The sequence below is a fragment of the Levilactobacillus fujinensis genome, from assembly GCF_003946335.1.
In the GTDB taxonomy this organism is placed as follows: domain Bacteria; phylum Bacillota; class Bacilli; order Lactobacillales; family Lactobacillaceae; genus Levilactobacillus; species Levilactobacillus fujinensis.
The window spans coordinates 52883-72852 of the sequence record NZ_RHNX01000002.1; the positions used below are offsets into that span (position 1 = coordinate 52883).

At 47.1% G+C, this 19970-nt stretch carries 18 protein-coding genes and 1 pseudogene; 4 read left to right on the plus strand and 15 right to left on the minus strand.

What is annotated here, in order from left to right:
• Window positions 1-58 precede the first annotated feature (58 nt).
• Window positions 59-1279: an ABC transporter permease gene (locus tag EKM89_RS01065; RefSeq protein WP_125685307.1), complete on the minus strand. Its 1221-nt coding sequence runs from the start codon at window positions 1277-1279 to the stop codon at window positions 59-61.
• Complete coding sequence (locus tag EKM89_RS01070; RefSeq protein ID WP_125685308.1) at window positions 1279-2001, minus strand: ABC transporter ATP-binding protein; 723 nt, start codon at window positions 1999-2001, stop codon at window positions 1279-1281. Before EKM89_RS01070 ends, EKM89_RS01065 begins: the two co-directional genes overlap by 1 nt.
• A gap of 157 nt (window positions 2002-2158) precedes the next feature.
• Between EKM89_RS01070 and EKM89_RS01075 the strand changes: the two genes are divergently transcribed.
• Both EKM89_RS01075 and EKM89_RS01080 read left to right on the plus strand, forming a co-directional pair.
• The gene (locus tag EKM89_RS01075) at window positions 2159-2587 is read left to right on the plus strand and encodes a MarR family winged helix-turn-helix transcriptional regulator (RefSeq protein ID WP_125685309.1); all 429 of its coding nucleotides are present in this window, start codon (window positions 2159-2161) and stop codon (window positions 2585-2587) included.
• Window positions 2584-3429: an alpha/beta fold hydrolase gene (locus tag EKM89_RS01080; RefSeq protein ID WP_125685310.1), complete on the plus strand. Its 846-nt coding sequence runs from the start codon at window positions 2584-2586 to the stop codon at window positions 3427-3429. The genes EKM89_RS01075 and EKM89_RS01080 overlap by 4 nt, the downstream gene beginning before the upstream one ends.
• 228 nt (window positions 3430-3657) lie before the next feature.
• Here EKM89_RS01080 and EKM89_RS01085 read toward each other — a convergent pair whose 3' ends face one another.
• Window positions 3658-4482, minus strand: a complete 825-nt coding sequence (locus tag EKM89_RS01085) for a CAP domain-containing protein (RefSeq protein WP_125685311.1) — start codon at window positions 4480-4482, stop codon at window positions 3658-3660.
• Between the two features lie 285 nt (window positions 4483-4767).
• On the opposite strand from EKM89_RS01085, the pseudogene EKM89_RS01090 reads away from it, so the two are divergent.
• Window positions 4768-5570, plus strand: a pseudogene (locus EKM89_RS01090) (SDR family NAD(P)-dependent oxidoreductase).
• Window positions 5571-6295: 725 nt separating this feature from the next.
• Here EKM89_RS01090 and EKM89_RS01105 read toward each other — a convergent pair.
• The 12 genes from EKM89_RS01105 to EKM89_RS01160 form a co-directional block, all read right to left on the minus strand.
• Entirely contained in the window at window positions 6296-6616 is a 321-nt protein-coding gene (locus tag EKM89_RS01105) for an arsenic metallochaperone ArsD family protein (protein WP_125685315.1), read from the minus strand.
• Window positions 6617-6776: 160 nt separating this feature from the next.
• Window positions 6777-7019, minus strand: coding sequence for a hypothetical protein (locus EKM89_RS01110; RefSeq protein ID WP_125685316.1), 243 nt, complete (start codon window positions 7017-7019; stop codon window positions 6777-6779).
• A 223-nt stretch (window positions 7020-7242) separates the two neighbouring features.
• The gene (locus tag EKM89_RS01115) at window positions 7243-7839 is read right to left on the minus strand and encodes a TetR/AcrR family transcriptional regulator (protein WP_125685317.1); all 597 of its coding nucleotides are present in this window, start codon (window positions 7837-7839) and stop codon (window positions 7243-7245) included.
• Window positions 7840-7996: 157 nt separating this feature from the next.
• Window positions 7997-8890 carry a lysophospholipid acyltransferase family protein gene (locus EKM89_RS01120; protein ID WP_125685318.1) on the minus strand — a complete coding sequence of 298 codons (894 nt, stop codon included), beginning with the start codon at window positions 8888-8890 and terminating at the stop codon, window positions 7997-7999.
• A 5-nt stretch (window positions 8891-8895) separates the two neighbouring features.
• Entirely contained in the window at window positions 8896-9837 is a 942-nt protein-coding gene (locus EKM89_RS01125) for a glycosyltransferase family 8 protein (protein WP_125685319.1), read from the minus strand.
• Between the two features lie 10 nt (window positions 9838-9847).
• Window positions 9848-10669 (minus strand): glycosyltransferase family 8 protein, encoded by an 822-nt coding sequence (locus tag EKM89_RS01130; protein ID WP_125685320.1) that lies wholly within the window; start codon window positions 10667-10669, stop codon window positions 9848-9850.
• A 3-nt stretch (window positions 10670-10672) separates the two neighbouring features.
• Window positions 10673-11416, minus strand: coding sequence for a lysophospholipid acyltransferase family protein (locus tag EKM89_RS01135; protein ID WP_164510464.1), 744 nt, complete (start codon window positions 11414-11416; stop codon window positions 10673-10675).
• A 195-nt stretch (window positions 11417-11611) separates the two neighbouring features.
• Window positions 11612-12586, minus strand: a complete 975-nt coding sequence (locus EKM89_RS01140) for an ADP-ribosyltransferase (RefSeq protein WP_125685322.1) — start codon at window positions 12584-12586, stop codon at window positions 11612-11614.
• A gap of 553 nt (window positions 12587-13139) precedes the next feature.
• A complete protein-coding gene (locus tag EKM89_RS01145) occupies window positions 13140-13811 on the minus strand; it encodes a type 1 glutamine amidotransferase (RefSeq protein WP_125685323.1) in 672 nt (223 codons plus the stop codon).
• 398 nt (window positions 13812-14209) lie between these two features.
• On the minus strand, window positions 14210-15541 hold the full coding sequence (locus EKM89_RS01150; RefSeq protein WP_125685324.1) for a glycoside hydrolase family 30 protein: 1332 nt from the start codon (window positions 15539-15541) through the stop codon (window positions 14210-14212).
• A 31-nt stretch (window positions 15542-15572) separates the two neighbouring features.
• Window positions 15573-16847 (minus strand): MFS transporter, encoded by a 1275-nt coding sequence (locus tag EKM89_RS01155; RefSeq protein WP_125685325.1) that lies wholly within the window; start codon window positions 16845-16847, stop codon window positions 15573-15575.
• A 61-nt stretch (window positions 16848-16908) separates the two neighbouring features.
• Window positions 16909-18849 (minus strand): DUF1565 domain-containing protein, encoded by a 1941-nt coding sequence (locus EKM89_RS01160; protein ID WP_125685326.1) that lies wholly within the window; start codon window positions 18847-18849, stop codon window positions 16909-16911.
• Window positions 18850-19009: 160 nt separating this feature from the next.
• Between EKM89_RS01160 and EKM89_RS01165 the strand changes: the two genes are divergently transcribed.
• Window positions 19010-19807 (plus strand): AraC family transcriptional regulator, encoded by a 798-nt coding sequence (locus EKM89_RS01165; protein ID WP_125685327.1) that lies wholly within the window; start codon window positions 19010-19012, stop codon window positions 19805-19807.
• Window positions 19808-19970: the final 163 nt, after the last annotated feature.

The following is a 19970-nucleotide window of genomic DNA, read 5'->3' on the forward strand; positions in this document are numbered from 1 at the left end:
CATTTCAAACGTATAACCATTATACACGGTCTCGTGGACAATCTGATTTAATTTCAGGTTAAACTTTTCGATATCGCTTCAATCCAATAATATTGAGGAAGGTCAGGATTACCAAGAAGACTAAGAGCACCAGAATGTTCCACCCTTCGTCAAAAATCGATGACCCCCGCATGATAATAGCGTTCACGGCATCTCCAGAGTATTTCAGTGGAATGATGTAGGAAATATCACTGACCCAGTTGGCCATAGAGTCCAACGGGATAATCCCGGAGAAGAAGACTTGAGGAATGATAACCAGTGGGATAAATTGCATCATTTGGAATTCAGAGTTAGCAAATGTTGAGAGTAGAATCCCGAAGGCGAGGGCGACCAAGGCTAGAATCAGGTTGATAACCACAACGCTTGCCATATTTCCAACCACTTCGATTCCCAGTAACCACACGGTCGTCAAAACAATTACAATCGTTTGAATAACGGCTAAGATACCATAGCTCAACATGTAACCAAAGACGATGGAGGATCGCTTAACCGGCGTCGCTAACAACCGATCCAAGGTTCCCGTCGTCCGTTCCTTTAGCAGTGCCATCCCAGAAATCAGGAAGACGAAGAAGAAGACGAAGAAGCCCATCAAGATTGGTAGCATTTTAGCAAAGTAACCCGTGTCCTTATCACCATAGACGTAATGGTTCGTAATCTTTGGTGTGCTCTGACTAGTACTCTTCGTCGCATTGTTAGTCGACGTTGACTTTGTGGCAGTAGCTTGCTTTGCGGCGGCTGCAGCGGCAGCTGAGTTGGTCGTAGCACTCGCAGCGGCTTGTTGCTTCTGCATAGCTTGCAGCTGTGCCTGCAACTTAACCATGCCCGTTGTGCTCTTCTTCAATGCTGACTTCAATTGACTAATACTCGTCGCAGTCAGTCCATTCTTGAAGGCCAACTTAACTGCTGCTGTCTTGCTAGAGTCAGTGTTTGCGTACGTTAAACTATAATTGTTGCCATTTTTCTTAATGATGGCATCAATTTTCTCGTTATTCAACGCTTTCTTCGCAGCACTCTTGGTATCATAAGACTTAACATTAACGTGCTTGATGTTCCCCATTTCCTTATTTAATTTCTGGGTAACGGAGACCGTTCCAACATTCACATTAGTCGTCGAATTGGTGTTGAAAATAACACTCATCAATAACATCACTAGAATTGGCGCAACAAACATCAAAGCCAACGTCCGCTTATCCCGGAAGAGTTCCTTTAGAACCCGATTCATAATTGCTATTGTTCTCATTATTCAACACCCTCCGCCTTTAAGAATACGTCTTCAATCGTATTAACTTGGTATTGTGCTTCCAACGCTGCTGGTTTATCAAATGCCATAACCTTGCCGCCCAACAGTAGCGCCACCCGGTCACACAACTCGGCCTCATCCATCACGTGGGTCGTAATTAAGATGCTACGACCCTCATCCCGAATGCTACCTAATTCTTTCCAAATCTGTCGCCGCAATGCGGGATCGATCCCAACGGTGGGTTCATCCAAGATGAGTAGTTCTGGATTTCCCAGTAAGGCGATGGCCAACGATAACCGCCGCATCATCCCACCAGAGTAACCGGAGACCCGCTTGTCTAAGTCCCCCGTTAAATCAACGACCTTAGCGGCATGGTCAACTTCCTTTGTCATCTCTTGCTTGGAAATCCCCTTCATGATGCCATAAAATTTCAAATTTTCTCGACCTGACAAAGTGTCGTACAGGGCATCAGTCTGCACCATGTAGCCGATTCGACCTAGCAACTGTCGATTAGGCATAACCGTATCGAAGACTTTAGCGGAGCCCCCACTAGCAACTTCCATCCCCAACGCAACTTTGATGACGGTCGACTTACCGGCCCCAGATGGTCCAATCAGACCAATGATTTCGCCTTTGTTCAAACTCATGTTAATATCCTTTAAAACCGTCTCGTCACCAAATTTTTTCGCAAGGTGATCGAGCTCAATAACTGCATTTGTCATAATAATGCCTCCCAAAACATTTTTTCGGTAGGTAAGTGAGTAATTACTTACCTGATAAAGTGAGTATAGACTCACATAAACATTTTGTCAACAGATGCTTGCTTATTTTTTTTAATGGTTTATCGTGTATATACACAGTAAAGATGGAGGTGATCAAATGACTCATCATTTTACACAGACCTGTGCCTATTTCACCGCGGCACGCTATATGCGTTCTATCGAACAACTAGCTGATAAAATCTATGCGCCAACGGGGATGAAACCGGCTTACGCCTATATTATGATGACATTGGAAGACAGCAATCCCTTAACGATTCAACAGCTCAGTCGTCGGCTTGGTTACGAGCGTTCCAGCATTTCCCGGATGGTCAAGACCTTGGCCGCCAAGCAACTGGTCACGTTGACACCACAGGGGCGGGCAACACTGATTAGTCTATCAGCCACTAGTGCCGCCTTTCTCCAATCCGCCAATGACTGTCTGATGGTCTTTGGTCAAACGACCACTGATCTGCTGGGTGACCAAAAGGCGCCAATGACCAAGTTATTAACATCCAATAATCAAAAAATTCGGGAGGAATTATCATGATTAGTTATCACACCACAAAAATTCAAGACTTATCAATTTTCTACCGTGAAGCTGGCCAACCAGACCTGCCCACACTAGTTCTATTCCATGGATTTCCCTCAGCCAGTCACATGTTCCGTGACCTCATGCCACGCCTTGAAAAGCACTTCCATCTAATTGCGCCGGACTACCCCGGATTCGGCCAATCCAGCGCCCCTGACCGTCGTCAATTTGCCTACACCTTTGACCACCTCACGGAAATCATGGCGGCATTCGTGACAAAACTAAACTTAACTCCTGCATACTTCTATGTGTTCGACTACGGCGCACCTATCGGCTTTCGCATTGCTGCGCAACACCCAGACTGGATTAAGGGCATCATTAGCCAAAATGGAAATATCTATCAAGAGGGTCTGGGGCCAAAGTGGGCCGACCGACAAGACTTCTGGAATCACCCGACACCTGAAAAGCGTGCTAGCTATCGCACCGCCTTTGCGCCGGCGACCATCAAGAACCAATATCTGACAGGAACATTGCCTGGTCAAGTCAGTCCCGACGGTTATACATTGGACATCGCCTATACACATGCCCCAGGTTATACTGAACGGCAGTTAGATCTTATCTTCGACTATCAAAATAACATCAAACTTTATTCGGAATTTCAAGCCTACCTACGAACATATCAGCCGCAACTCCTTGCCGTTTGGGGAAAAAACGATCCTTCATTTATCTTCCCAGGGGCGGAAGCCTTCAAACGTGACGACCCAAATACTGAGGTCGACCTGCTCGACTCTGGTCACTTTGCGTTGGAAACCCATGCTAGCACAATTGCCCAATTAATTGTTCAGTATTTTAATGTTTAGCTTCATGAAGTTACTGTGGGGGACATAACTCAAAAAGTTGCTTCTTTCAGAACCCAATAATTCTGAAAGGAGCAACTTTTATTTACGCCACTAGGGTGCCGAAACGTGGGACTTAAAGCAGTTTGTTGCGCTTAACCCGGCAGCAAAAATTATGCCAGAATCAGGCATAATCCCTGCTACTACGTTAATGCTCGCAAACTAACCGCCTTATGTTCCACTCTGAGCAATTTAGTTTGTCTGATCAATTGCATTGTAAACGGTACTGGTCTTTGCTTTCACGTACCAGCCAATCCCAATCTGGGTAGTCGTCGGACTAATCAAGTTCAAACGGTGCCCCCAATCGGAATCCGCATCATCATATAAATAGCCATCGGCAGCGTCCTTGCCAAAGTTAAATCCTAAGGAATTGTAACCGGACATATAGAGACACTCCGACCAGGTCGACCAGTCGCCAACACCAAACTGATCTGCTTCCTTTTCAAACATGGCGTTCCCCTGCGCATCAGTATGTGAGAGTGTATTGCTATCAGCATTATCCTTTGCCCGTTGGTTGGCCAGATTAGTCAGCTTGTCATTCATGGTCAATGGCGCCACGCCTAACTTCGCGCGTTCCTGATTGACAATGACTAAAAAGTTCTGGGACATCTTAGTCGCATCAAAGGTCGCCTTAGCGGCTGATTTGGCGACTGATGTTCCCTTTTTAGCCGGTTTCCCCGCTTTTAAATAGCCATGCCAAATCCAGCCTTTCACTTTTCCTTTACCTATGTAGTAGTAAATGGCCCGTTGATGGTTCGCCTTGCGAATCGTCGCGTGTTTGGTGACGTATAACGTCGTTCGCGGATAGTTCTTAGCGTTGTGGGCCACCTTAGTCAGGGTCGTGTCGTGGTAAATTTTCCCCTTAGTTGCATGATAGGCCGTTGCTGACACCTTAGTCGTCTTGAGCACGATTGCTTTAGTCGATTGACTTGCTGCCACAGGAGTCACCCCGCTCGTAATTCCTCCGATTGCCAGTGCGAGGACCAGTACCAGCTTTAGCTGTCGTAATATTTTCATTGTTCGCTTGCCTCCTTGTATAGATTAAGTATAGGGGTGCAACCACAATAGCACAACCTGTTAACCACTATTCCCTATTAATCAATTTATTTTTGACCGTGATCAAGGCGGCCAATCACCCTTAAACCATACGGTAAGATTCATATCTACCCGACGTTATTTTCAGCCTTAAATCCTTTTTCTAAAATATTTTGACATTTAAAATGGTCCGCTGTATAGTGTAGCCAGGTAGGTGAGTAATCAATCACTCACCTGTTAAGTCCTACACTGAAAGAAGACGTTATCATGAGATTAGAAAACAAGGTTGCTTTAGTTACCGGCGCTACTAGCGGCATTGGTGAAGCTATCGCCCGACTGTATGCTACTGAAGGCGCTAAAGTTTTAATCGGCGGTCGTAAAGAAGAACTCGGGACAACCATCGCTAACGACATCAAGTCTCAGGGTGGTGAAGCCAGCTTCGTTCACCTCGAGGTCACCGAACAATCAAACTGGGATAACGCCGTCAAGGTGGCCCAAGAGACTTACGGTGGCCTGGACATTTTGGTCAACAACGCTGGCACCAACGCCGCAACCGCCTTTCCAAACGTCGACATCGACAAGTGGAACGACATTATGGCCGTTAACGTTACTGGCCCAATGATGGGGATTGAAACCTGTGCCCCATTGCTAAAGGTTTCTGGCGAAGGGGCGATCATTAACATTTCTTCCCTCGGTGGCATGTACGGGACGCCTTCGACGGCTTACTCTACTTCCAAGTGGGCCATTCCAAGAACGCGGCCTACTCTTACGCTGACTGGGGAATCCGGAGCAACGTTATCGAACCAGGATTCATTGGCGGGACGAACATGACCAAGGCCATTTTGGAGCGAGCTCACGGTCAAGATGTCATGGGCCAAATGACGTTACTCGGCCACTCCGGTAAAACCAGTGAATTAGCTGGTGCCGCCCTGTTCTTGGCCAGCAAGGATTCTTCCTACGTCACTGGGATCGATGTGCCCGTTGACGGCGGTCTTTACAGTGCCGGCTACTATGGTACCGTCAAGGCACAACTTAGCAAGCAGATTCAAACCGCGGCTAAACAAAAATAAGTCGTCATAGGAATGAGAGTAGAAAATGTCACGGCTAAATTAGTGAAAACAGCCGCACTCCGGCCGTCAGGGATTCCGCTTGCTGTGGGGAACGCCTTCGGCCAAAGGACGGGCTTCCGGCTCGCCTGAAAGCCGCCAAGCTCAGGCGTCTCCCAGTCTCCCAGGTCGTCCCACGATGTCAGCCGAGAGGTCGGCAGATATGGGCTCAGGCGCGTCGTTCTACTTAGTCGGTGGGTGGATTTCCTGCTGGCTTAGTAGAAAACCAAGCTTGTAGACTCGGTGCTTTCGAGGCTTCAAGTTGTGTTCGCACCGTTTCCAGCCCATATCTGCCGGCTGGTAAGGCGATGGATGGACAACGTTGCCTAATTTTAGACCCAGTATCGTTGTGACAACAGTCATAATCTGTGTTTTGGGACTTTCAACCTTCAGTTAGCAGTCTTAAGCGGAGTCAGTTGCCTCTTGTCCCCCGTTTCAGCAATGTAAATTCGAAGATACCAAAGGAGTCTGGGGCTTTTTCCCAGACTCCTTTTTGATGTACCAAGGTTTAAGTATAACCCAATAACGTTTCTAGACGCATAATCCATGTTGCCTCAGACTAACTCCGTCGATCGGTAAGGCAATAACCGGTTGCCGCTGTCTAATTTTAGGCCCAGCATCGTTGTGACAACAGTCATAAGTGATGCCTTACCGCTTTCAGCCTGAACTTCAGCGTTTATATTGATGACTTATAATGTCACCGAAGTCCCATCGCAATAACGCGTCAATTCTGGTGTCGTTGGGTACCGCCCCTGTTTGACGATTTCGTTATCCACCATCGTGATTGGCAATGCCGCACCACCCTTAGCCGCAATCAAATCGGCCACACGCTGATCACAAATGAACTGGCTACCGTCCTGCATCAGGTCATAACGTACCAGTTGCACATCTTCTCGTTGATTCAGTGTACGTGTTGCCATGGAGATACGGGCCAGATCGGCCACCAGTCCACTTTCCATTTGACCAGTCGCACAGCTAGACGTGCCTTCGTAAATCTTAATCTGCGTCATCTTGCTCCTCCTCAACTCCGGACCGATTTGCAACCGATCACGTGCTTTCAAACTGTCCACCGGCTCATTAATCACGGACCATGTCTATTTGAATGATAGCGCTTTCAGTTCGAATTCGCAACCAAAGCTTTTTGTAACCTTTTTCACACTAATTTTCATATCAGCCTATCACGTGCTCGCGATAATCTATAGTTGTATTCGGATTGAAGTTAGCCACATCCTGGCTCGGCACAGTTGCAATTGATCGATGTCGATTCGTCAGAAAAGGTCCCGCAAATTGCTGCCCGGGTCCGTTGATTAGGACCACACGATAATCCTGATCGACCAACTGAGCCACCGAACTGACTGCAATCGTGTGCTTGTCCACACTCCCTTTACCGGTAAAGAAGAAATACTTGATCAATCTTCGGTGTTCCCGGACAGTTACTTATCATGCCACTCACCCTTTCTACGTGCCGTGTATCTATATTTGTATGGTAGCGTTTTCACAAATGAACAGCAAGCTAAACCATCTGGAAAATAGGGAGTAAAAAAAGGGCGCCCTGACAACTGTCGCGGCTCCCAATCTATATTGCTGAAACTTATGCGAAAGTGACAGCTGACTCTACTCCCACTCTCTTCACTTTTTAAACTAACGCCAACACGAGTCGAATTTCACGGCGAATATCCTCCCGGTTCATTGCCGCCGGGTTGCGACTATCGCGAATCAGCAATTCATCATAGACCGTTCGTTGAAAAATGGACATGATCAGCTGCGCAATATCTGCCAGTCGTTCCTGGCGTTCAGGTCGTGGGTCAACTTCTCGAAGGGCCACTGCAATCCGCTTCTCAACACCGGCAATTGTGCTAATTAGCCATTGCGATTGTTCGTCGGATAGCAGTGTTCGTTCCCTAATCGTAATCAGAAAGGACTGATAACCAGCATCATTGTTGAACGATTTCCAGAAGGTGTTGAACAAGTTCACGACACGTTCCTCCAGGTTATCTGACCGCCAACCTTGCAATTGGATTTCTGCCATATTTTTCCGGACAACGATTCCTTCGTGGACGATGGTGTCCAGCAACTGCCGTTTACCCTTGGGAAAATAGTAGTACAATAACCCTTCCGCGATACCCGCTTGCTCATTGATCATCCGGGTAGATGTCTCCGCGTAGCCTTTTTCCGCAAATAACTCGCGGCCCACGTCAATAATATTCTGCCGCTGCTGGTCACTCTTCTTCATCAATCGTCGCTCCACTCACTTTTTCTTCTATAAGGTAATACTTGAATTCGTCGTCTAACGTAATTATACCGCCAAAGGCCGAAACCTCATAAAAACCTGTCATGTTTGTCCAAGTAAGATGGCCCTTCAGGTGTTGGCCACCGAACAACGGTTCATATCATACCGTCTTCCCTTCTTCAACGCCAACCGGCAGGCGTTCACCCCGCCAACCAGCAACATCGTCCGGTTCAAACCGATACGTTAACGACTTCCCATAAGCTTCCTCATAAGCTGCCTTCTTCTGTTGGTAATCGATGGCCATCATGGCGCGGCTGTTATCCCGTACCGACTTATTGGGATCCGGATAGATTGGCTTGAGCACGTGCATTACGTAACGGGTCTGGTCAAATTCGGCATTGTCCACCTGCGGCAAGTCCACGATTTCCACGAAGCAGGAGATGATAGGTACCTGGAACTTTGCCGCGTAGTAATAAGCGCCTCGCTTACCTGGCCGCGGCTTACGGTAGTTGAACCACATTTCCTGTTCGGGATAAATCAAGAGATATTGCTTTGCGGTCAACACCTTTTCGACCAATTGGGGAAAGACGCGGCCAGCATACTCCTTATCGTCACTGATGGGAATCGTATCGTAGTAGCGCATGAGGTAGCCGATGAAGCCCCCCATTTCTAAATTAGTGTCGCGACTAACAATGTACAGTCGCTTTTTGCTCGTTCGCTGCACCAACCGACGAACGACCGTGTTATCCAGTGGGTTGAAGTGATTACTGGTAATAATGGCGCCACCGGTAATCCCTTTGAGATTAGCAACCCCTTCAAAAGTAGTTCGGCGGTTGAAGTACCGGGTTGCTAAACTTGCTACACGTCGTGACACATGATTATTCATGCGGTAACGCCATGTCCCATCCTGGTGGAGATATTGTTGGATAACGGTCTTTTGCTCAGTTTTAGTGAAGACCGGATCATTAACTTCGACTTTAGCATTCAGATTGCCGGCCACCGCGTCCCGTTCAATGTTGGCCACAACTTTTTCCTTCATACCACCAATAATCATAGTGCTCACTCCAATTCTGTTCGAATCTGCTGGACGTCATCACTGCTGAGTTGTGAAAACTTCTCGAGTTGCCCTAAGAGTCCCTGTTCCGTCGTGTGGTCCTGCTCACGCTGCTGATCCGTGTAAGCTTTTTGAATCGCCTTAATTTCATCATAGTATGGTGATTTTGGTGCCAGTTCCCAGAAATAGCTACCGTTCTGGGCGTCACTGTAATGCCAAGGTTTGCCGAACAAACTGTAGTGAAGAATCTTTGGGTCCTGGACCCGTGCCTGAGTTGTTGGCATCACGTTCCAAGCTTGGTCCAATTGCAACACGCGATTCCGGCACAACAAGTTCAAGTAGTCTTGGTCAGGCGCGATAAATTCAACGTGATAGGCAGTCAGTAGATGACTGAATGTTTCATTGAACCGTTCCGCGCGCATTTGCCGTAAGTTCATTAGCATCACGCCGGAATTGAAGTAATCGGCGATTGGTAACTGTAAATGCTGCTCCACGTACTGAATACTCTGAGGGTTATCCGCTGCAAAGGTATCTGCGACAGCGCCCACCAAGTTCGTCCCCAACTCATAATGAAATAAGTTGGCGATATCCGTCGTGGTCACAACATCTGCGTCCAGGTAAATTGCCTGGTCGTATTGCGGAAACATGGCTGCAATGAATAGCCGAAAATAGATGGTCAACGTAAAGGTATCACCACGTAACTTCATGTGTTCACCCTGTAGCGCACTCAGGCGATCGGTCATCGGTACAAAGTGAATTGCCACATTGGCGGTCGCTAAACTTCCCAACCGTTCCTGATTTTCCGGACTCAGATCATCATACAAAACGTTTAGCTCGTACTGGTTCTCCGGTGTTGCGTGGGCAACAATTGAGGTAATTGCCACAGAAAGAAACGGTGCATAGGCATCATTGATTGAAAAGAAAATTGGAATAGGTTGGGTCATCATAAAGTCCTCCTTATAAGGTAACAATTAGTTTTTGATAGTCATTTAGAATGTCATCGTATTCATGTAATTTTAATTTACTGTGCATTTCGTCGACCTGCCATGGTTTGACCGTCAGCGTATGCAACCAAGGAAAGAAGCGGAAACTTGTCGTGAAATGTTGAAAGACCGTATTGCCTTGTAGCCGCCGTTGCTCGTTGTATCGTCGTGGCAGTAACCGCTTATGGGTGACTAACTTATTAAGGGCCGACTGATCCGGCATGAACATCCGTTGCGTTTGGCACATCACCCGACAACGGGCAAAGAGTCCGGTACGTCTGATTTCAGCCAAGTTGAGCAGCAGAATCCCAGAATTCAAATAATCGAAACGGTCCCAATTCTGATGAAAGAACCAGCGACCATAGTGATCTAGGGCCCCAGCCAGTTCGAGTCCCGTCAGATTTTGATGATAGAATGGCTGACAATTCAAGCGGCAGATTACGTCGGTATCTAAATATAAAAGTTTGGCGGGCAGCTCGGTAACCTGATCGGCGTACAGTCGGAGCATGCAACACGGTGTAAAAATCGTGTCCAAGTTAGCCGTTGGCGGGGCTGTTGCAACTAAGGCTGTCACGTCAATCAGTGTCACATGATTTTCGGGATTGGTTGTCTGAACTAATACGTCAAGCTCCGTTGCTGTCTGCTGGCTTAACGGATAGTATTTTTGATCACCATTTTGCATAAACGCCGTCAGAATATAGATGTTCAGTGGCTCCTTGACCTGCCTCGTTAGCGACAGGATTGAGATCAACAACCCCCGTTTCATATTGGTATCTCCACAATAAAGAATATTCACCACTTATTCCTCCTCATAATCGATATAAGTTGCGTTGCTCATGGCCGTACGCTTCGTCATGCACGCTTGAATCTGATTGGCCAGCTGATGTTGTTGCTGCTTAGCGGACAGGCTCCGATCCGGCTCAAATGGCCCATCAACGTAAGCAATTCGCTTGGGCCGCCGACACCACCACCGTTTACGATAGGTCGTCGTTAAACAGTAGGCTGGGACGTGCGCCGCAATTGGAAAGTGAAAGGCACTAAAGTTAAATGGTCGAATCCCGGTATAATACGGCCAAACGTGCTCTTCAGGATAAATGACCACCCATTCCCCCGCCCGCAATTTTTCCGTGACGGTCGAGTTGAACACGCGCATCTGTCGAAGACTCTGTGGCGTTGGTAGCGCACCGCCGAGACAAGTCAAGGGGCCAATCACCGGAATTCCCAGATTGGCCGGACTAGCTAAGACATTGAACCAATGGTAATCACCCAAGTAATACGGCATTAAAACATCCCCCGTCGGCTGTGTATGATTCCCGTATAGCACGTAGCCCTGCTGCCCACTTGCCTTTAATCGCCAGGCGTTCTTGAAAGTCACTGTCCAGTGGCAATAAACAACGCTGATGGTCTTGGCTAATAACCGAACAATCCGTCGTTGCCACAGCTTGCCAGATACCTGCCAATCAAAATCCAGCGATAAACGATACTCTTGCTCATGGCTTGTCACCACATCATCTTGAAGGGTACGATAGCTAATTTTTCGCAAGATTACTCTCTCCTTGCCGGTAAAAATTAAGTAATTGCTCAATTACTTTTATGGTCGGAGTGATTACTCACTTACCGACTTTAATATAACACCATTCTTTCAGATTGCAATAGCTTTTCTTAAAAAAGTGAGTGCCCACACACTAAAAAAGACGTTCTGTCAGCACCATGATTGGTGTCAGAACGTCTCGGTCAGTTACTGCATTAAATTCATCGTCACTAATTGATACGTGTAATTTTCATGTTCTGTATGGTTGGTTGCGTGCTTTTTGATCTTGACGTACAGATGTGTCGTGGTATGGGCCTTGACCGTCTGAATTTTGGTTACGACCAGCTTTGCTCCGGGGGTCAACAGATATTCCTTTTCCCCCTTATTGCTTGAAATCGGATCGATGTAGGCCCCGTAATAACCACCTGGTAAGTTGATTTTTAAGATAACCTTGCTGGCAAAACTCTTGGCAATCGTCGTGTTCAGACTCGTTGAAGAAAAGGCGGCATCTTGGTAAATGGCACCCGGCTTAACAGCCTTCTTACCCAATGATAGCTTCAGACCGACCGTTGAGGTTCCGCGGTAAACAGTCAATGGTTTCGTCAGTTTGAAAGACTTCAAACTAGTCTGCAATGACTGCACCCGTCGCTGTGTCTTCTTGCTAGCCTGCTTATTTGGGTTCCGCAAAGCGGCATTCATCTGTTCGTAAGCGTCACCCGTATAGTCACCCACGACCTTGACCTGCTTCGCACTTAATTTTCCAGCCCATGCCTTAGACTGTTTGACCAATCGTTTGTAGTCAGCCTTAGTCAGTTTGATGGCCCGGTTACTGTAGGTGACCTGCGCCGGAATAGTGACGAATAACTGTTGCTCACTACCGGCAACCTTAACGACGTCACCGCCCGCTTGCTTCTGCAAAACCGTCAGTGCCGTGTTCTTTGGAATGACGACCGTCTCCGCACTCTGCGTGTTCACATCGGTCATGACCAAGGCCTTAACGTCTCGATTGGTCACCAACTGCTGGGTGCCTCGTGACGTCGACGAATTGGTCTGGCTGGTAATCATGACCAAACTTGGCTTGCTACTCTTCTTAGCACTCGCCGTAGTGGTCGTTGCCGCTACCCCACTGAATAATGCTAAGCCCAAGGTTGCCATCACAAAAAAGCCTCTGTGTTTCACCATAAAAAACTCCTCCTCTGAAGTAACGGGCCCGCCGAAAGTCCCCGTCGACGGCCAACCATTTAACTTCGAAAATGATTATACCATAACAGTATGCCACTTGAACCGTTAATCCTAAAAACTGATTGACGCTTCTTAGCTAAACCCGCACCTAATATCGTCATTGGTTCTAGTCCCAACTCATATCTGCCAACCGTTAAGGCGGCGACTGAACTACATTGCCTCAGACCAACTACGTCAGCCGAGAGGTCGGCAGATATGGGCTCAGGCACGTCGTTCTACTTAGTCAGTGGGTGATTTTTCCCACTGGCTTAGTAGAAAACCAAGCTTGGGGCCTCGGTATTTTCGAGGCTTCAAGTTGTGTTCGCACCGTTCCATCCCATATCTGCCGGCCGGTAAGGCGATGGTTGGACAACGTTGCCTAATTTTAGACCCAGTATCATTGTGACAACGGTCATAATGTGTGTTTTGTAACTTTCAACCTTCAGCTCATCTTTAATTTCAAATTAAAAACCTGGGACAAAACCCCAGGTTCTAGCTCTTTTGTCCGCCCTCTCTAATTCGCTTCAGTAATAAAATTCAATAGTTGAAAGAGGACCAGCTGATTCTCTAATGGAACCGGCGTCGCGAGAATTTTCGCCGCCGGTTGCCCGAGTACGGATCCAGCAATGTAGTCCCCATCGTTCACAACCATTTCACGGACGTTGTCGGCCAGGGGTTCCAGATGGAACTGAAGACCAATAACGTTATCACTGTACAGATAACCCTGATTCCGAACGCGCGCGCTGGAAAATAGCAATTGCGCGTCAGCCGGAATTTCAAACATATCCTCATGCCAATGCAAAACGGTCAGCTGGTCTGGCAACCCCGGGATCACATTGCTCTGGCGGATAACGGGTGCCCAGCCAACCTCTTTGGCCGGTGACTTTCCTACCACATACCCTAACTGTTTGGTCACCTGTTGCGCACCGAAACATGCACCAAAAATTGGCGTATGTGCGGCCAATAGCTGTCCAATCAGCTCCCGTTCTGCAGCAATCCACGGTAAGTCATCGTTGGGACTGATTGGTCCCCCTAAAATGACCAGTAGATCCGTTTCGGCCGCAGTTGGCAACTTACCAAATTGTGCCGGATGATAGACAAACATCGTGTGACGCTTAGCGTGTGCCCAGTCCCGAATGGCACCGGGGCCTTCATCGGGCGTATGTTGTAAAACGTTGACTCGCATGGGCATCGACCCTCCTCAATAATTTGGTTCCATTATACGCCGAACGACAAGATTCACTAAACGGTCCGGCACATCGGCAAATTGACTCAACTAAACAACTGGCCGGCAATGCGATGACCAAACTAAGTTGCCTAATCTTAGTCATCATATTGTCGTTAAAACCGTCATAATAGGTGTTTGGGAACTTTCGGCCTTAGCTAATAATCGTTGAGAACACAAAGAGAGTGGGATAAAAGGCGGTTACCCGGTGAGCATTAAGACCGATAACTGAGTAATCCTGATTTTGGATTGTTTGATTCTCAATTTTAAGCGGAATTGATTGCCTTTTGGCACACGTTTCGATGATCTAAACTTGAATAACAAAAGAGCCTGGGAGGTGCCCCAGACTCTTTTGTGTGTTATTCAATGACAAATGTATTAAACGAATGCGCCTGAACCGCTGCCGTGAAGATTTCGCCCTTTACTTCCAGCGTAATGTCGCGACCACTATTCATGCTATTTGACATGACCACAACCACTTGACCGTCCGGATTCTCAAAGGCAATTGATTCCCCTGACAAATGGCCATCGTAAGTCAACATGTGTGCCCCCGGCTTAACAAAGTGGGCATAATGCTTCATGACGTAATATTCCGGATTATAAGTAATTGCACCAGACTCCGCATCGATTGAGATCAAGCTGTTCTGTTGCCAGCCCCAGCTACTCTCACCACCAGCATTCAGTACAGAATTCCAGTACAGGTAACCGTTAACGCCATTATTGAAGTAGTGTCGATATAAATTGAAAACGTATTCCGCATACGTCCACGTATTCTGACCATTCCCACATTCACTTTCCGATTGCAGGTAATTGAGTTCAGGGAAGGATTGCACCGTTCGCTGAAGTACTGACTTACCGGCCCACTGATAGGTGACGCCCTTGATATACTGGTAGGCTTCCGGGTCACTCAATACGGTCTCCGTAATAACGGGATAGTCCGTCGTCGTATCCGCGGTCATTTCCGTATCCTCTAGTGGTGAGTTGATCGTCCCTAACCAAATGTCGGTCTTCAACCCTAGCTTGGCAAAGGTCGGTCCCAAGTAGTTCTTAATAAAGTCGCGGAGTTCTTCACCTGTCCAGTAGCAGGAAGGAAATTTTTGATTCCGCTGTGGCTCGTTTTGAACGTACAGTTCGCTGATGTGGACACCTTCCGCATCGTATGCCCGAATAAACTTTGCAAAGTAGTTTGCATAGGCTTGCTGTGTCTTCGCATCATGCTTTAAGACGCCATAGTTATAGACCGGTTTCGTCTTCATCCAAGTTGGCGGACTCCATGGTGATGCGGAGAATTTCAAATCGGCATTCCGCTTCAGGGCGTCCTTGATGTAAGGCAGTAAATACTTCTTATCTCGTTCAATGGAGAAATCGACTAAATCATAGTCGGCCGGTGTTTCATCTGCGCTATACCAACTGACGGCATAATCACTAGCACCCACTGGGATCCGACAAATACTGTAGTTCATCCCCACCCCCGGCTTAAAGAGGTCATCCATAATTTCGTCCCGGGCTTGAGTTGGTGCCCCCTGTAATGCGACGGCGCCAAGTTCATTAAACGTCTGACCGAATCCCCAGATTTCCTGTTGTTGCGTTGTTCCCACGTTTAAATGATTATGATTGACGGCTGTTGTTGTCGCTAGTTGCTTCGTGACTAATTTTTCCTGCTGCGTGGTTTCATACTGCGTTGCTTTCACTTTTCGTCACACCTTTCACTCTTAAAACGGTCTACTTAACATCTTTAATCATTAGAACCATTACGCCACCAATTAAGGCTAGTGCTGAACAGATCGGGAAAATCCAGTAATAGCTACCACCAGCAGCCGTGACAATGCCAGCAGCCACAATTGGTCCAAGAATCTGTGACCCCGTGTTGGCCAAATTCAAGATACCTAAGTCCTTTGCTGCATTCTCTGGATTGGGCAAAACTTCCAAATTCAAAGCTTGGTCAACGGCGAAGAAAATTCCCATCCCCAAACCAGCAACGGCCCCATAAACTAACATGGTCCACGGTGCGTTAGAGATGGCAGGCATAGCGACCCCAATCGCAACTAACAAGGCTGCGGTAAAGACAGGGATCTTCCGACTCTTAATCTTATCGGAGATCGGACCAGCTGTAATCGACATCACAATTGCCGTAATCATGAGTAACGTTGAAATCAAGGAAACATAGCGTTGCTGACCATTCGTATTCAACCGGATATAGTCGCTCAAGATGTACAGTTGATAGGCCATAATGGCTGACGTTGCCGTGTTGATAAACATTTTCCCAAAGAGAGCGAGATAGAAATCCCGGGCATTATGTAATGGAAAAATAAAGTTTTGCACGAACATGTTCCAGGTAAAGCTCTTTTTAGGCATCGCATGACTAGAAGGTTCCCGGACGATCAAGGCTGCGATTGGTCCCGCTAACAGGGTCAACAGACCCATGACGATGATCCCAGTGCCAATCGACTTTAAGAACTGTGCCCCGACAATTTGACCACCGTATTGACCAATGACGTACCCAAAGGCATAAATGGAAGAAATCGTCCCCCGGTGTTTAGGCGCGACTTGGTCAGAAATAATAGCCAATAATGGTGCAACAATCGCATTTAAAAAGATTTGATAGACACACCACGAGACTACAAGCCCCGTGACGGATGTCACCATATTGAAGACGACCAACATGACACACCCACCGATTGATCCGGTAATTATCCAGGGTGTCCGGCGCCCCCATTTCGAACGGGTCAGGTCAGACAAACCACCAATAATAATATTAGCTAGTGTCGCAACAATCATTGCGGCGGAAGCCATTAAAGCAACAACCGCAGCCTTATTACTTGGCATAATCTGTTCAACTTTTGCTGGCAGTAAGACCGCGTTCACACCGAGATACGGGCCTAACCAGAGGAGTGCCCCTAGCCCAGTCGCAATCCCAATTTTGATGGGAGCCTTAGGTTGGCGCTCGTCCGGAATGGAATCGACCCAAGCTGGTTCGCTTTGTTCTTCTTTACTCATTTCGGTCACCTTAGTTTCGTTTATTTAATTATCGTTGAATTCGCTTACATTTTTAAATTAATTATTCCAATGGACTCTCCCAAACGACAATCTCGTTGTCGCCGGGACGTAACTGACTAAATGGTCCGGGCACGTTCTCTCCACCCTTGTCATTCGGCCAACCAAAGTAGTCGTGTGCCAGTCGTAACGCACTCCCATCTGGATTTTCGAACCTCATTTCTGACAGTCGCGTTTGACTGAGGGTTGCCGTACTTTGAACTCGACCGCAAAAAGTTTGAAAGGTCGGCGGCATTTTTAGACTGACCTTAACCGTCTTTCCTGACTGGCTCACAACAAAGTCGGCATCAAAATCAGCATCCTTAAACGCATGGACTTCCTTAGTAAACCCTTGGGCACCCTGTAGGTAGACATTATGGTCGATATAGGCCGGTTGTCGAACCGTCTCAAACAACTCAACATCTCCTGGCAAGCGGACTTCAACGGCCTGCACAAAATCTTTCATGGACAGTGAACTACCATCATAAGCTTTGGTACCATTGGTATGTGAGTGATCGGCCATTCCAATAAAAATATTATTCAAGTACCGATCGTCACTCCCATAAACCATTGCGTATCCCTTAATGGCCGTACTATGGGGAAGATGATACGGTGTCGCGCGGTTCAATACATTTTCAATGATTGTTTCACCGACAATCAGGTTATTGATAAACGCACCACCTTGAGAGAATTCATCAATTGCGTGGGCTGACGCGAAGATGTTTTCTGCAACCAAGAACGGTCCATGGCACATCTCGATCAGTAGGTCACGCAGGTTGTGATGATACAAGTTACGTAAGATCTGTGTCCCCTGTGCTTGCCAATCTAGCCAAGTCCCTAGCGTGTTGTGATCAATTTGATTGTCCTCGATGACCGTATCGATACCCGCATGTAGTTTCAATGCCGAAATCTCCCAGCCACTAAATTCAAACTTCATACCAATCTCATAGATGTGGTTATGACGAATATCACTGAAAATTCCTCCAAGATTACCAATAATCCCGCCTTGACCGCAATGATGAATCTCATTATTACGGATCAAGTGTGACCCGACCGTTTCTCGATTCCACCCTAAGCGCTGCGCTTCGAATACCTTTTCCAGCTGATATTGATACCCTGGCTTATCGTGATGCTTAGAAAATGCATTCTCTTCACCGAGCTGCGGTGTGCCAATACTGATTGCACTACACTTGGCATCATGTAGATTGTTATCCTCAATCACCCAGCCCTTGGCCCAGTGGGGACCGACCATCCCAACTTGCTCGGTCGTTGGTGGTGCCCACGGCGTCGCTGCCTGACAAATTTCAAACCCAGCAATCGTGATATCATTAATCCCTAATCGCGACGGGTAAAAACAGGTCTGGCGAACATTGATCTCTGTTAATTCTTGATTTGGTTGCAACTCGTGAAAGTTCGCAATCAGTGTCGTCTGGTTTTTCCCGACTTCCGCAAACCATAAGTACTGTGTCCGTTCAGCATGCGGATCAGGTACCGTCACGTTGGTAATGTACTCCGTGACCGCTTGCCGGTTGACACCGGCCAAAACCTCGTCTAACGTACTGGCTTCGTAAAATGACTGGCCGTTGACATAAAAATCACCGGTATGACAGCCATTACTCTGTTCCAGCCAATCTCCGCGCAACTGTTGCGCAAAGGGATTACACTTTCCAAATAGCTGGTTATCAATGACCGTTTGCCAAACTCCCTGTGCCACGCGTTGCCAGCCGGTCACAACTTCGGCGCCACTGATGGTGACGTGCTCTCCGGCGGCCGCACGATAGGTAATCCGGTGTGTTGCCGTTCCGGATCGGCGAGGGTCAATTTGCTCACGATAAATTCCTTGATGAACAATAATTGCATCTCCAGCTTTTGCTATCTGTGCTGCATGATTGATAGTTAAAAACGGAGTCGATTGATTCCCGACGTTTTGGTCGTCACCCTGTTTAGAGACATAATATGTTGACATCCTTCACTCCTCCTGCCACATTTGACTGATGATTTCCGTTCATCCTGTGGAACCGACTTAACTAAATCTTGTAATTAGTGTAAGTTAAATGGTCCGATAATAATATATTGATTTTTGGCTATTAATGAACAATAATTGCTTTTGTAAGGAAGTGAACAAAATGGCATTTTTCCAATACTTCGGTATGGAAAGCACCCCGGTCTTCAAATATTTCGATTTAGAGGACCTCAACTTTCCGCTTCATCTGCACCGTGCTTACGAGCTATTGATCGTCCAGCGCGGGCGACTACACGTCCAAATCGACAATGCCAATTATCACGTCGACCCCAAACAATTCATCATTATTTTCCCGAACCAGATTCACGGCTTTGATATGGCCCCAGCAACTAAGGTTACCGTGGTTATTTTTTCACCAGAATTTATTGGTTCCTTCAGCGAACACTATCAAGAAATGGTGCCCGTCAATCCCGTAATCTACCTGAAACAACCGTTGAACTTTTCCAAAACCTCGACAAGTTACGGCATCAAAGGCCTACTTTATAACCTGTGTGACACTATTGTTCAACAAACGGAATTCACCGAACGTAAGCGCTCTTCACAATTCGAAACCGTTTATCAAATTTTAGACTACGTCACCAATAACTTCCAGGAAACTTGTACCTTAAAAGACTTGGCTGGCAAAATTGGCTTTGACTATTCCTATCTATCGAAGACGTTCAAGAAAACCATGCACCTCTCATTTCCTGAGTACCTTAATAGTTACCGAATCTCTTACAGTCGTCAACTCCTGAAAAATACGGACCTGTCGATCACCCAGATTGCCTATAACTGTGGTTACGCTAGCGCCCAAAGCTTCAACCGTAATTTTAAGCAATTCAACGACTGCACGCCACAGGTTTTCCGGCACTCCGTTGTAAAATACGACAAGAGTCTGAAGGAAAATTATATTAGCGGTTAGCCTGCACTGCCACCTAAAGATTGAACGTTCTAAAACACTATTTATGACTGTTGTAACAACGATACTGAGACTAGCATTAGGCAATATCAGCCAGTGAGATGACCTGAGAGACGGCTGAACTTGCCGGCTTTCAGGTGAGCCGGCAGCCCGATTTTTGGCTGGC